The sequence below is a fragment of the Brevirhabdus pacifica genome (genome assembly GCF_002797755.1).
Taxonomy (GTDB): domain Bacteria; phylum Pseudomonadota; class Alphaproteobacteria; order Rhodobacterales; family Rhodobacteraceae; genus Brevirhabdus; species Brevirhabdus pacifica.
On record NZ_PGFI01000013.1, the window covers coordinates 122,311 to 134,975 of the forward strand.

The 12,665-nt window shown below is 65.3% G+C and carries 12 protein-coding genes; 1 reads left to right on the top strand and 11 read right to left on the bottom strand.

Translation table 11 applies throughout. The features are described 5' to 3' along the window. Positions 1–22: 22 nt before the first annotated feature. The 3 genes from tkt to CLV77_RS12410 are packed head-to-tail and all read right to left on the bottom strand — an operon-like array spanning position 23 to position 3,927. Positions 23–2,020, bottom strand: a complete 1,998-nt coding sequence (gene tkt / locus CLV77_RS12400) for a transketolase (RefSeq protein ID WP_076980022.1) — start codon at positions 2,018–2,020, stop codon at positions 23–25. 10 nt (positions 2,021–2,030) lie between these two features. After that, the gene (locus CLV77_RS12405) at positions 2,031–2,903 is read right to left on the bottom strand and encodes a phosphoribulokinase (RefSeq protein WP_076980021.1); all 873 of its coding nucleotides are present in this window, start codon (positions 2,901–2,903) and stop codon (positions 2,031–2,033) included. A gap of 13 nt (positions 2,904–2,916) precedes the next feature. After that, complete coding sequence (locus CLV77_RS12410; protein ID WP_269843295.1) at positions 2,917–3,927, bottom strand: class 1 fructose-bisphosphatase; 1,011 nt, start codon at positions 3,925–3,927, stop codon at positions 2,917–2,919. Between the two features lie 102 nt (positions 3,928–4,029). Between CLV77_RS12410 and CLV77_RS12415 the strand changes: the two genes are divergently transcribed. Next, entirely contained in the window at positions 4,030–4,947 is a 918-nt protein-coding gene (locus CLV77_RS12415; protein ID WP_076980020.1) for a LysR family transcriptional regulator, read from the top strand. Positions 4,948–4,950: 3 nt separating this feature from the next. Here CLV77_RS12415 and CLV77_RS12420 read toward each other — a convergent pair whose 3' ends face one another. From CLV77_RS12420 to csoS1, 8 genes are all read right to left on the bottom strand, one after another. Continuing rightward, complete coding sequence (locus tag CLV77_RS12420) at positions 4,951–5,277, bottom strand: P-II family nitrogen regulator (RefSeq protein ID WP_076980019.1); 327 nt, start codon at positions 5,275–5,277, stop codon at positions 4,951–4,953. Continuing rightward, entirely contained in the window at positions 5,274–8,393 is a 3,120-nt protein-coding gene (locus CLV77_RS12425) for a DUF2309 domain-containing protein (RefSeq protein WP_076980018.1), read from the bottom strand. Before CLV77_RS12425 ends, CLV77_RS12420 begins: the two co-directional genes overlap by 4 nt. Beyond that, the gene (locus CLV77_RS12430) at positions 8,390–9,139 is read right to left on the bottom strand and encodes a hypothetical protein (protein WP_076980017.1); all 750 of its coding nucleotides are present in this window, start codon (positions 9,137–9,139) and stop codon (positions 8,390–8,392) included. The genes CLV77_RS12425 and CLV77_RS12430 overlap by 4 nt, the downstream gene beginning before the upstream one ends. A gap of 1 nt (position 9,140) precedes the next feature. Further along, positions 9,141–10,817, bottom strand: a complete 1,677-nt coding sequence (locus CLV77_RS12435) for an NADH-quinone oxidoreductase subunit 5 family protein (RefSeq protein WP_076981110.1) — start codon at positions 10,815–10,817, stop codon at positions 9,141–9,143. 18 nt (positions 10,818–10,835) lie between these two features. Then, complete coding sequence (locus CLV77_RS12440; protein WP_083707787.1) at positions 10,836–11,747, bottom strand: NUDIX domain-containing protein; 912 nt, start codon at positions 11,745–11,747, stop codon at positions 10,836–10,838. Next, complete coding sequence (locus CLV77_RS12445) at positions 11,747–11,926, bottom strand: hypothetical protein (protein WP_076980015.1); 180 nt, start codon at positions 11,924–11,926, stop codon at positions 11,747–11,749. The genes CLV77_RS12440 and CLV77_RS12445 overlap by 1 nt, the downstream gene beginning before the upstream one ends. Then, a complete protein-coding gene (locus tag CLV77_RS12450) occupies positions 11,923–12,216 on the bottom strand; it encodes a 4a-hydroxytetrahydrobiopterin dehydratase (protein ID WP_197685737.1) in 294 nt (97 codons plus the stop codon). The genes CLV77_RS12445 and CLV77_RS12450 overlap by 4 nt, the downstream gene beginning before the upstream one ends. A gap of 88 nt (positions 12,217–12,304) precedes the next feature. Then, positions 12,305–12,604, bottom strand: a complete 300-nt coding sequence (csoS1, locus tag CLV77_RS12455) for an alpha-carboxysome major shell protein CsoS1 (RefSeq protein WP_076980013.1) — start codon at positions 12,602–12,604, stop codon at positions 12,305–12,307. Between the last annotated feature and the right edge of the window lie 61 nt (positions 12,605–12,665).

The following is a 12,665-nucleotide window of genomic DNA, read 5'->3' on the forward strand; positions in this document are numbered from 1 at the left end:
TCAACCTTTCCTTCGTTCCGGTTCATCCCAGGCCAAGCTTGCGTTTCGCCACGGCGGCGACATTGGCGGCGGTGATGCCGAAATGTTCGTAAAGCTCGGGGGCCGGCCCCGAGGCGCCGAATCCCGTCATGCCGACGAAAGCGTCGGAGCGTTCCAGAAACACCTCCCAGCCGTGGCGCACCGCGGCCTCGATGCCGACGCGGGGGACCGTGCCCCTGACCTGCTGGCGGTATTCGGAGGGTTGTTCGCGGAACAGCTTGAAAGAGGGGGCCGAGACGACCGCGGCGCCAATGCCTTCGGCGGCAAGCAGATCGGCGGCGTTCATGGCGATCTCGACCTCGGAGCCGGTGGCGATCAGCGTCACCTGGCGGGTGCCTTCGGCTTCGCGCAGCACATAGGCGCCCCGGGCGACAAGGTTTTCGCCTTCGTGTTCGGTGCGCAGTGTCGGCAGCCCCTGCCGCGACAGGCACATCAGCGTCGGCGTCGCGGTGGCGGTGGCGGCGATCTGCCAGGCCTCAGCGGTCTCGACCGCGTCGGCTGGGCGGATCACCGTAAGGTTGGGAATGGCGCGCAGCCCCGAGATGGTTTCCACCGGCTGGTGAGTCGGCCCGTCCTCGCCCAGACCGATGGAATCGTGGGTCATCACATAGGCGACCGGGAGGCCCATCAGGGCCGACAGGCGGATCGCGGGACGGCAGTAATCGGCAAAGGCCAGAAAGGAGCCGCCATAGGTGAAGAACCCGCCATGCAGCGCGATGCCGTTCATCGCCGCCGCCATCGCGTGCTCCCGGATGCCGTAATGGATGTAATCGCCCGAATAATCGCTGCGGGTCACGGGCCGCATGCCGCTTGTCATCGTGTTGTTGGACCCGGTGAGGTCGGCCGATCCGCCAATCGAATTCGGTAAGGTGCTGTTGATCACTTCCAGCGCCATTTCCGATGCCTTGCGGGTCGCCACCTTGGGCTTGTCCGCCGAAAGCCCGGCCTTGTAGGTATCGATCGCCTTGGCCAAGCGGTCGGCGTCGACCGGCGCGAGGGAGGCATCGAACGCACCGCTTTCGGGGCTGTCGGCCTTGCGCGCGCGCCACTCGGCGCGAGCCTCGGCGCCGCGTCGCGCCACGGCCTGCCAGGCGGCCCGCACGTCATCGGGCACCTCGAACGGGGGCGCGGTCCAGCCCAGCGCGTCGCGGGTGGCGGCGATTTCCTCGTCGCCCAGGGGGGCGCCGTGCACCTTGTGGCTGCCCGCCTTGTTGGGCGCGCCCTTCCCGATCACCGTGCGGCAGGCGATCATCGAGGGTTTGCCGGTCTCGGCCCGGGCGGCCTCGATCGCGGCGGCGATGGCCTGGTTGTCGTGACCGTCGATTGACTGGACATGCCAGCCCGCCGCCTCGAAGCGCATGGCCTGATTCATGGATGTGGACAGGTCGGTCCCGCCGTCGATCGTGATCCGGTTGTCGTCCCAGAAGACGACAAGGCGGCCAAGGCCCAGGTGGCCGGCAAGGTCGATCGCCTCGTGGCTGATCCCCTCCATCAGGCATCCGTCGCCGGCCAGGACATAGGTGAAGTGATCCACCAGCCCATCGCCGAACCGCGCGTTGTGCATCCGCTCGGCAAGGGCCATGCCGACAGCGGTCGAGATCCCCTGACCCAGCGGGCCGGTCGTGGTCTCGATCCCCTTGGCGTGGCCGTATTCCGGGTGCCCGGCGGTGCGATAGCCCATCTGCCGGAAATTCCGGATCTGGTCGGCATCCATGTCGTCATAGCCCAGAAGATGGTTGATCGCGTAGACCAGCATGGAGCCGTGGCCGGCACTCATGACAAAGCGGTCGCGATCGGGCCATTGGTGGTCGGCCGGGTCGATCCGCATGAAGCGGTTGAACAGGACGGTCGCCACATCGGCCAGGCCCATCGGCGCGCCGGGGTGGCCGGAATTGGCGGCCTGGACCGCATCCATGGACAGGACGCGGATCGCGCTGGCCATGCGGGCCTCGTCCGAGGTGACGGGGATCTGTTGGTTCATCTTCGCGTCCTCACTGTTTTCTGGACTCGTCGACCAGCCGCTGGATCATCGGGGTGAAGATCAGCTGCATCGCCAGGTCCATCTTGCCGCCGGGAACGACCAGGCTGTTGGCGCGGGTCATCCAGCTGTCGTGGATCATCGAGGTCAGATACTGGAAATCGATGCCGCGCGGATTTTTGAAGCGGATGACCAGCAGGCTCTCGTCGGCGGTGGGGATCCAGCGCGCGATGAACGGGTTCGAGGTGTCCACGACGGGCACGCGCTGAAAGTTGATGTCGGTTTCGGAAAACTGCGGACAGATGCAGTGCACATAGGCGTGCATGCGCCGCAGGATCGTGTCGGTCACGGCCTCGGTCGTGTACCCGCGCGAGGCCTTGTCCCGGTGGATCTTCTGGATCCACTCCAGGTTGATGACCGGCACCACCCCGATCTTCAGGTCGGCCAGCGCCGCCAGATTGACCTGATCGTTGACCACGGCGCCGTGGAGCCCCTCGTAGAACAGAAGATCGGATTCCTCCTGAAAGGCGGTCCAGGCGGTGAAATGCCCGGGCGGGACGCCGAATTTCTCGGCCTCCTCGTCGTCATGGACATAATGGCGCTTCAGCCCGTTGCCGGTCTCGCCATATTCGCGGAACACGCGCTCCAGCTCGCCCAACTCGTTGGCATCATAGCTGAAGTGGCTGAAGGTGTAATCGCCCTCGGCCATCCGCTTTTGCAGCTCGGTTTTCATCTGGGCGCGGTCGTAACGGTGAAAGGCGTCCCCCTCGATCGAGGCGGCCTTAACCCCCTCGCGACGGAAGATCGCATCGAAGGTGGTCTTCACCGTCGAGGTGCCCGCCCCGGAGGAGCCTGTGACCGAGATGATCGGATGCTTCTTTGACATTTCGCTCTCTTTCTCAGGCGCGGAACAGGCCGCGATTGCCGAAAAGGGCCGAGATCTCTTCATCCGGCAGCTCATGGTAGCCCGCGACGCGCATGACCTTGTCCACGCCCCCGAAGACCAGCGGCGATCGGGCGTGAAGCTCGTCGGGCACTATGTCCAGGATCGGGTCAGACCCGTTCGAGGCCATGCCGCCCGCGGCCTCGACCAGAAAGGCGATCGGCGCGCATTCATAGACCAGACGAAGGCGGCCGTGGGCGTAACCCTCCCGCGCGTCGGACGGGTAAAGGAAGATGCCGCCCCGCGTGAGGATACGGTGGGTTTCGGCGACCAGCGAGGCGACCCAGCGCAGGTTGAAGTTGCGGCCGCGCGGCCCTTCGGCGCCGGCGACCAGATCGTCGACATAGGCGCGGACCGGCTTGGTCCAGTGCCGGTAGTTCGACGCGTTGATCGCATATTCCGCCGAGTCGATGCCGACCCCGGCGGGCGAGGCGACCTGAACGAATTCCTGCGTCTCAGGGTCCAGCACGAATTTGAGAATGCCGTCGCCCACGGTCAGAACCACGGAACATTGCGGCCCGTAGATCGCATAGCCCGCAGCGATCAGTTCGCGCCCCGGGCGAAGGAAGGTCGCATCGCCGTCCGGTCCGGCGGGGTAGATGCCGAAGATGGCCCCGATCGAGACGTTGGTGTCGATGTTGGAGGAGCCGTCCAGCGGATCGATCGCCAGGCCAAGCCCGCCCTGCCCGTTCAACTCGACGACGCTGTCCTGTTCCTCGGACGCGTAATAGCGCACGTCGCTTCCCGCGAGGGCGGCCATGAAAGCCTCGTCCGCGATAACGTCCAGGGCCTTTTGCGCATCTCCGTCGGTATTGGTGCCGGCGGCTTTCGCCAGATCGCCCTCGATCTCGCCCCGCGCGATCAGGCGCGCGGTCTTGCGGAACACATCCGCCATCCGCTCCAGAACGTCCGATACGCCCGGGTGGCCCTCGACCGACGGAAAGCAGGTTCTTTTCGGATCTGCCACGTTCTTTCCTCCCAATCTGTGCTTTTCTCAGGGGTGACACGTTGCGAGACTTCAATAAATTTAATAATTGTGACGTATCTTTAAATTATTTGGATATCTGCCGTGTTCGACGCCGTCACACTGAAACAGCTGCGCAGCCTGAAGACCGTCGCCGAAACGCGGTCGATCACCGAGGCGGCGGCGCTGCATTCGCTCAGCCCCCCCGCGATTCACAGTCAAATAAGGAAGTTGGAAAGCCTTTTGGACGTTCACCTGTTGGCCAAGGATGTGGAGGACGGCGGCCTTGCCGCGACGGCCGAAGCCCGGATCCTGATCTCGGCGACCCAGCGGATCGAGGGCATTCTGGGCTGGGCCCGCGACAATTTGCGCGCGCTGGAAAGCGGCAATGTCGGCCACGTCCGGCTGGGGTTCGAATCGACGGGCCGTTATTTCGCGCCGCGCGTGGTGGCGTTGCTGAAGCACTGCTGCCCCAGCGTCGAAATCAGTTTCGAGGTCGCCAACCGGGGCAAGGTGATCGAGCGTTTCGAACAGGAACTGCTGGACCTTGCCTTCATGGGCCGCCCGCCGCGGACCGCCGGCATCGAGGCCGCACCGATCGGGGAGCACCCCTTCGGTCTGTTCGTGCCCAGCGGCCACGAACTTGCCGAAAGGGGCGATTACAACCCCGAGGGTCTTCTGGGACAGGTAGTCTTCGCGCGCGAACCGGGGTCCGCGACCCGGATCCTGCTGGACCGCTATCTGGACCAGATCGAGGGCTATGGCCCGCCGAAGCTGATCCAGCTGGATTCGAACGAGACGATCAAGGAATGCGTGATGGCCGGGCTGGGGGTCGCGATGCTGTCGCATCACGTCGTCCAGCGGGAACTGAAGGAGGGGCGGCTGACCGAACTGAAATGGCCGCGGCTGCCGATCATGCGCTATTGGTATCTGGTGTCGCACCGCAAGGAGGATGGCGCCGAAAGCACCCAAAAGGTGCGCCAGGCGGTCCTGGACGCCCACGGCTCGTTCATCGAGGGGTAGCGCTCAGTCGCTGAACTTGACCAGTCGGGTGACCTGGATATCCGATACGAAAACGACGCCGGAATGTTCCGAGAAGAATGGCTCCAGCCCCTCGAGGATGGGATCCACCCGCTCTTCCACGATGGCGGCGATGACCATGACAAGGACATCGTCCTCGTTGAACATCAGATGCCCTTCGTGAAAGCCCTGGCTTCCCTTGCCCGACAGGTTGTTGACGATCGTGTATCCCTTGACCCCCGCACGATCCAGAAGGTCCTTGGCGAAACCGACATGTTCGCCCCCAAGGACGATTTCGATTTTCTTGAGCGGGCTGAGTTTGATCTTGGTCATCTTGTCACCAGGTCCTCTGTTTGGTCGATCTGGCTCGGGCGCGTGATCCATTTCGACTCATCAAAAACATGTGCCTGCCCCGTCACGGGATCCAGGATCACCATCCGTATCCAGCCGTTCAGCACCAGCCGCTTGACCGAGGCGACGCCGTTGATCGCCCGCATCGCATGGTCAAAGGGGGCTTCGATCAGCGTCGTCAGGCGCAGGGGCTGATGATAGGGCTGACCCCGGTTCAGCACGGTCTGCGACGGCAGGCCGGTGCGCAGGTCGCTGAGATTCCCGGTCATGACCCCGAACTGCCCGGTGACGTTTTGATAAACCTTCGAACCCGCGCCCAGCCGGTCGTTATCGACGGTCGAGAAGTAATGTTCGAGGTTGATCCACTGGCCCACCACCAGCGGTCCGGTCAGGATGTTCTCGAGCAGCCGGCGCTTGGGATCCAGCCGGTAGTCGTAGGAATGCAGGAACGCCCGGCCGTCCATGCTGGTGCCCCGCGTCAGATCGCGGCGGCCGATGACGAAATAGGCGTTGCCCGACAGGCCCCATTCGGGGCGCACCTGCGACCAGTCGACCGCGTTGCGCTGGGTGCCGCGCAGGGCCGCGCGCGGATCGCAGCCGTGGTCGCTGCGGAACCCCAGCGCCGGCAGCCGTTCCTGGGCGCACAGCCGGCTGGCCGAGGCAAGGCCCACCCGCAGCCGGTCCAGATAGACCAAATGGGTTGCCGGCAGAAGCTCCAGATCGTGCAAGGCGATCTCGTCGGTGGTGGTGTTGTGCATGGCCGGCAGGAACCAGGTGTCGTCGGGGATCTCGATTCCCTTTTCCGCCAGCCGGCGGCGCACCGTGTGCTTGTTGGCCATGTTCGCCAGGATCCGCGCGCTGGACAGGCCGTCGTTGCCGCCGCAGGCGCCGCAGTCGAGCGAGGATTCATAGGCGTTGTTCTCGGACGTGCTGCCATGGCCGACCAGCAGGACGAAGCGCGAGAAATTCTCGCTTAGCCCGATGGAGCTGAGGGCCTGCTGCACGAACATCACCTGTTCTTCCAGACCGAAGCCGACCCGGCCCAGATGCTCCATCTGCATGTCGGCGACGCCGCGGTTGATGCGGTAGACCTCGCGCAGCTGCTCGACGAAACCCGCCAGGCCAGGCTCGTCTGTCTTCAGGCGGGCGGCCAGATCCGGCGAGGGTTCGGCGTTCTTCAGGGCGTATTCACGCAGCTCGCGCACGATGGCGTCGTTGATGTCCTCGGTCGGCAGGCCCAGCTCATGCTCTGCCGCTTCGATGATGACGGCGCGCTGCACGGCGCGGACGATTGAGTCGGCCTGCTCGCGGCTCAGCTTGTCCAGGATCAGATGGGTGCGGGGCTTTTTCGCGTCCAGCCGCTCGCGCAGACGGTGATAGGTCTGTGGCGCCAATGTCTTGCCGATCATGTCCAGACCGAACAGAAGCCCGATCGCCTCGACCGTCACGAAGGGCGAGATCACGGTCTCTTTCAACTCGTGCATGACCTTGTCCAGCAGCGTCACCGCGGCTTCGTCGCTCCAGTCCGCAGCGGACATTTCCAGGACCAGGTTGCGGGGGGTCAGCAGCACCGGGCAAAGGTGTTTCTCGCTGCCCTTGCCAAGTTCCAGCAGGCTGGCTGGAACACCGAAGAAGCCGGCGATGCCGAAGGTCTGGTAGTCGCCCACCCCCTCCAGGTGACGCCGGATCCGTTCGGACCGCACGTCGATACAGAAAGCGGCCTGCACGAAGGGTCTTTTGTCCCGGGGCGGCGGCGGCGTCAGGGTGAGACCCCCCATCAGCGTATCCAGCGCCGTGGCCTCGCTTGCGCGCAACCAGATCATCCCCTCGCGCCGCTCGATCCGGGAAAGAAGGTCCACCAGCGCCGCAAGATCCTCGGGCCCGAGCGACATCAGCGCGTCCAGCTGACCGGTTTTCCGGCCCAGGCGTTGCAGTTCCCCGGCCAGCCGCCGGTGGGCGGCGCGGTGACGTTCAGCCAGATAGCGGCTGGCGACCTTGTCCAGCCTGCTGGCTTTACCGCGTTCCACCGCAGTCTGCACGTCGCGGATCATCGGGGCCGGCACGCGGCGTTCGTGATAATCCCGCCGAAGCGCCATTTCGAAGGGCCGTTGCGCACACAGATCGCGCAGGGCCGGAACGGTGACCGGGCAGCCCTCAAGCCCCTGCATCAGGGCCATGCCGAGGGTGCAGCGGACCGCAAGCAGATCGACAAGGTCGCCGGGATGTTCCTGCGACCAGTAGTAACGCTTGGCCTGGGCCCGCCAGCGGATGAAACCCGACCACCCCTGAAGCCGCATCATCTCGCGGGTGAGATAGGTCGGCCGGGCCTCGGACGGCACGCCGATCGCGCTCAGCACGTGGTCGATCACCCGCTCGGGACCGGGCGCGGTGCCCGCCGGCGCGCCGGCCTCAACCTCGGCCAGCACGCGCCTTGCCCCCGAGGGGGCGACATTGCGCCAGGCTGTGAAGAACCCCTTGCTCCGGTCCGGCATGGACCAGACCGACTGTCCCTCGTCGAAAAAGGCAAGACAGGCGCGGATCACCTGTCCGTCCAACCTTTCGCCCAACTCGGTGCCGAACAGGGCGTCGATGGCCTCGTAAAGCGGGCGGTCGTCGGGAAAGGCCGCAAGAAGCTCGGCTTCGACGGCTTCTCGCGATGCCGGGGCGGCGGGGATTTCTGCGCCGTGCAGGGCGGCGTGAAGATCGGGCCCCTTCGCGGCCACCGCCGGCGACAGTGGGTCGATACATCCCGTCAGAAGGCTTTTGACCCAGGCCCCAAGGTCGATCCCCGGCAGGGTCGCCGCGTTCTTCGCCTCGCCCGCCGCTTCGCCGATCGCCGCGGCGATCTCGTGTTCCAGCGATTCTGCCGAGACCTTCCCGCCTGCCAGATAGGCCTGATACTGCCCGCGCGACAGGAACGTCCGCGCGCGGAAGAGATCGGCGCCTTTCGCCAACGCCTCCTCGAAGGCAAGATGTTCCAGACCGTGAAGCGGATTGCGTTTCACGAATGTCCGCATGGGCCAGAAGAATGGCACAGCCTCGCCCGCCACATAGGCTGTGGCGCGAATGCTGAGTTGGCGGCCAAGATCCTGTTTCACAGCAACATCCCCCCCAGAACGATCCCTGTTGCCCCCAGCCCGACGAAACCGGCGCCGTAGATCCGGGCAAGACCGGCAGGAATATCGTCGGTTCGCTCACGCCGGGGCCCAACCGCGATCCCCGCGAAGAGGCGCGCGGCCGACCATGACCACAGGATCCAGCAGCCAAGGATGGCAAGCGTGGTCGGCGCCGAAAGGCGGGACTGATCGACAACCAGCGCCAGCATTGTGAAGAAGGACGGCGAGACCGGCATGGCGATCACGGCAAGCAGGGCCGCGACAAACAGGGCCGACAGCTTTGGCGCCGCGGTTGCCAAACGAAGGTCCATACCCGCATGGGCGGCGCCGAACCGGCGTTCGATCAGCTCGACCAGCACACTCATCATCGCCAGAGGCAGCCCCAGGCCGAGCGCCTTCCAGAGTAACCCGTCATGCCCCGCCCCGGCCCACAGAAGCGCCCCCGAGGAGACGGCAAGAAACACCACCCACAGGCGCGCGTCCTGCAAGGCCACGGCCCGCCAGGCATAGAACACGGCCGTCAGCATCGCCCAGGCCAGCATCCAGTCGGGTGGAATGAACCCGGCCCGGTCCAGCACCGCCGCGCCGGGCAGAAGGCAGACCAGCAGTAAAAGCGACCGCAATGTTCCGTTGCCGATACGCTCGAAAACAGCGACCGCCAGAATGCTGAAGGGAAACAGCGGCAGCAGAAGGGCGGCACCGGCCAGAAGGGCAAGATCCGAGCTCATCTCAGCGCCAACCCAGCATGGCGTTGATCCGGCCGGCCCCGCCGATCACGGCCCGGGCGGTCCGGGCATAGACATCGCCCAGGAAGAATTCGCGCGAGACGGTGGCATAGAACATCCCGCGCAGCCGGCGGCTCCAGACGGGGGCAGGCAGGCGCTTGCGCTCGGAGTAATAGGTGAAGATCCAGCCCAGGACGATGACGGCGGCCAGCAGCGCGACGAAGACATCGAAATAGATCAGCTTCACCCCGGCGGCAGTGTAAAGCGCCTTGCGGAAGGCCTCGTCGGGATAGAGGTACAGATCGAACGTGTGGGCGATGGCCGAATAGCCGATGACGACGATGGTGAAGGACACCAGGATCAGCGAGAACAGCCGCAAGGGGTTCTCCGCCCGCATGTGATAGGTGGCGAAGATCAGCTGCGCCCCCGTCATCCACCCGAAGAACAGCAGGATCACCGCGCCCTGCTTTTCCATGAACGCCTGCTCGACGAAGTAATGGGCCAGGAACAGGATCACCGCGGGTACGGTCAGGGTAAAGATCGCCATGGCAAGCCAGGGCCGCCGCCGGCGCGCGACCTGGCGTTCGACGATGAAGGTATAAAGATCCTCGGCGGGGACACCGTCGTCGCGGCGCGCCGAACGGATGACCCCGGCGGCGTTCAGGAACATCGTGCCCTTGAACATGCCGTGCGCGATCAGGTGATAGATCGCCAGCGAAAAGGCCCCGACCCCGCATTCCATGATCATGAACCCCATCTGGCCCATGGTGGAATAGCCCAGCGATTTCTTGATGTCGTGCTGGGTCAGCATCAGCACCGATCCGACGATCGCGGTGAAGAGCCCGACCACGAACATCAGGTGCAGGATCTCGCCCGCATGGACATAGACCGGTGCGAAGCGGTTTACCAGCACGCCGCCGGCGTTCACGATGCCCGCATGCATCAGCGCCGAGACCGGCGTCGGGCCGTTCATCGTGTAGGGCAGCCAGGTGTGCACCAGAAACTGCGCCGAGCGGGCAAAGGCCGACAGCGCGATCAGAAAACCCACGACAACCGGCAGCGGAAGGCCGAAGGCGGTCGTCTGGGGTGTGTCGCCCAGGCGCGCGAAGATCTCGGTCAGCGACCAGGTCCCGTAGGCATGGAACAGCAACGCGGCCGCAAGCACCATCGGCAGATCGCCCAGCCGGTAGGTGAAGAAGGTCGTGAAGGCATGGCGTTGCGCGGGCCGGCTGTGCAGATCCTGCCCCAGCAGCAGATACAGCAGCACCCCGACGAAATGCCACGCGATGAGCAGCAGGATCAGGTTGCTGGCCGAGACCATGACCAGCAGTGCTGCGGTCATCAGGTTCAGCAGGATGAAAAAGCGCGCGTATCCCGGTTCATCGGCCATGTAGCGCCGGGAATAGACATGCACGATCAGGCTGAAACCGGCGATGACCCATGCCAGGATGGCGCTCAGCGGATCACGGAAGAGGGTGAGCCAGCCGCCCAGGACGATCTCGGCCCGGCCCTCCCATCCGCGGATCGCGGACCAGAATTCCAGCGTCGTCAGCGCAAAGCTGAGCGCGATCAGCGCGACGCTGATCTCGGAAACCTTCCGACCCATGCGCGCCGACAGAAAGAACGTCAACACGGCCGAAATCAGCGGAAGAGCCACGACAGAGGGAAGAAGGAGTGTCATCAGCGGCACCCGGGAACGTCAGTCGTCGCGGTTGCGGCAGATCACGCCGTGCAGGCCCCGCGGATCCATCCGGGAATGCATCGGCGAACCCGCGAAGACGTAGATGGGCGGGAAGGCAGGCACCCCCTCGGGCAGCGGCCGGTCGCGCAGAAGGATCACGTCGGCGTGCCGGGCCTCGTCCCCGCAGGGGTCGATCGCGGCATAGATCATGCCCGACCCCCGTTGCCGGGGCCCTTGGGCGCAACGGGTCGAAAGGACCGCGCCCGCACGCGCCGCGGTGTCCGGCGCCGCATCGACCCACAAGGCGATGCCCTGGCGCGAAAGTTCTGCCTGAAGCCTGCCGGCAAGTGCGGCCTGCTGTGCGGGGGGAAGACGACGGCAGGCCAGAAAGACCGCGCCTGCGCCGGAGGAGCGTGCCCGCAGCGCCGCGTCGCGGGCCCAGGCCGAGACATCCACCGCCGGCGGATCGACCTGCATCACGCGGGGCGGCAGGGTCAGCAGCTTCAGCGCCTTGAAATTCGATCCCAGGATCGGGGCGACATGGGGCTGGTCGGGGCGCACCCAGTCCAGCCTTTGGTTTTCGCGCCCGTGCGGGGTGCCGGACCATTCCGCCGCCTCGAACAACGTCAGCTCGATGCTGCGTCTTTCGAAACGATGGGCATAGCGGCTTACCGGTCTGAGGTTCCGCGCCACAAGGCCGGTTTCCTCGTGAAGTTCGCGGATCGCGGCATCGGCGGCGGCTTCGCCGGGTTCGACCTTGCCGCCGGGTATTTCCCAGGTGCCGGGCGACATCTGGTCGGCCCTACGCTGTGCCAGGAGCACCCTGCCCTGTTGGTCGCGGACGATGCAGGCAGCCACGGCGATCGTTCCGGCGCGATCTGGGGCGGTCGGCCCGGGCCGCCGCGCGTAACGGTGCGCGAGACCCTGCATCAGTCGGGCCAGACGGAAAGCTCGGCCGGGGTCGCCGATCCGAAGGCGTCGGTCGTCCCAGCTGTCTGGCCAACCGTCCGGTCCGTGATCCGATCAGCGGTCTTCGGCTGGTCGTCGCCGGATTTGGCCTTGGCGGGCTTGCGGCCCGGTGCCTTGGAGGTTGGGGCATCGGTGTTCATTCCGCGCCCTCCGCATAGGCTTCGTTGATCCGCAGGGCGAACTGGTCGCGCTCCGGGTCGTCTGGGATCGTCACGTTCACATAGGTCGCGGCGAACCCGAGGTCGGGAAACAGCCCTGTTTCTTCGGACAGGGCGTTAACGCGGTCCAGAAAGGCGCTTGTGCGCGCATAATCCGGAAATTCGAAACGGCGGGTGATGGATGCCGTCTTTCCGACGGTCTTCCAGTCGCTGGGCGTTGCTGCTGTCACACTCATCCCCGTTCCTGGCGTGATAGTCGTCATCAGTGTCATGATTAATGCCTCCCATCTGCCCTCCGCCGGATCCTGGGACCCGACGGAGGGGGATTGAAACGAAGCCAGACGTCCTGTCGTTGGCCGTTTATGCGCTGGCGTCGGTGGGGAGGACGTTCTCGACCTCCGAATGCGGACGGGCGATGATGTGCGCCGCCGCAAGGCCGTCTCCGACCCGCTCGCAGGCGTCAGCGCCCGCACGAACCGCCGCGTTCACGGCACCGGTTTCGCCGCGCACCATGACGGTGACATAACCGCCGCCCACGAACTGGCGCGAGATCAGGCGCACTTCGGACGCCTTGGTCATGGCATCCGCTGCCTCGATTGCCGGAACCAGGCCACGCGTTTCGATCATTCCCAGGGCGATGCCCGCTCTTTCAGTCGCCATTGTTTTCTCCTCTCTGGCTAAGCTTCTTCCATTCATCGCGCCGCCCGGACTGCCCGGGCGC

Bases quoted from the DNA above. Each gene is read 5' to 3' on its own strand.
- CLV77_RS12430 (WP_076980017.1), bottom strand. From the start codon at position 9,139: ATGAGCTCGGATCTTGCCCTTCTGGCCGGTGCCGCCCTTCTGCTGCCG.
- CLV77_RS12445 (WP_076980015.1), bottom strand. From the start codon at position 11,926: ATGAACACCGATGCCCCAACCTCCAAGGCACCGGGCCGCAAGCCCGCC.
- CLV77_RS12440 (WP_083707787.1), bottom strand. From the start codon at position 11,747: ATGCAGGGTCTCGCGCACCGTTACGCGCGGCGGCCCGGGCCGACCGCC.
- CLV77_RS12420 (WP_076980019.1), bottom strand. From the start codon at position 5,277: ATGACCAAGATCAAACTCAGCCCGCTCAAGAAAATCGAAATCGTCCTT.
- tkt (WP_076980022.1), bottom strand. From the start codon at position 2,020: ATGAACCAACAGATCCCCGTCACCTCGGACGAGGCCCGCATGGCCAGC.
- CLV77_RS12450 (WP_197685737.1), bottom strand. From the start codon at position 12,216: ATGACACTGATGACGACTATCACGCCAGGAACGGGGATGAGTGTGACA.
- CLV77_RS12435 (WP_076981110.1), bottom strand. From the start codon at position 10,817: ATGACACTCCTTCTTCCCTCTGTCGTGGCTCTTCCGCTGATTTCGGCC.
- CLV77_RS12405 (WP_076980021.1), bottom strand. From the start codon at position 2,903: ATGTCAAAGAAGCATCCGATCATCTCGGTCACAGGCTCCTCCGGGGCG.
- csoS1 (WP_076980013.1), bottom strand. From the start codon at position 12,604: ATGGCGACTGAAAGAGCGGGCATCGCCCTGGGAATGATCGAAACGCGT.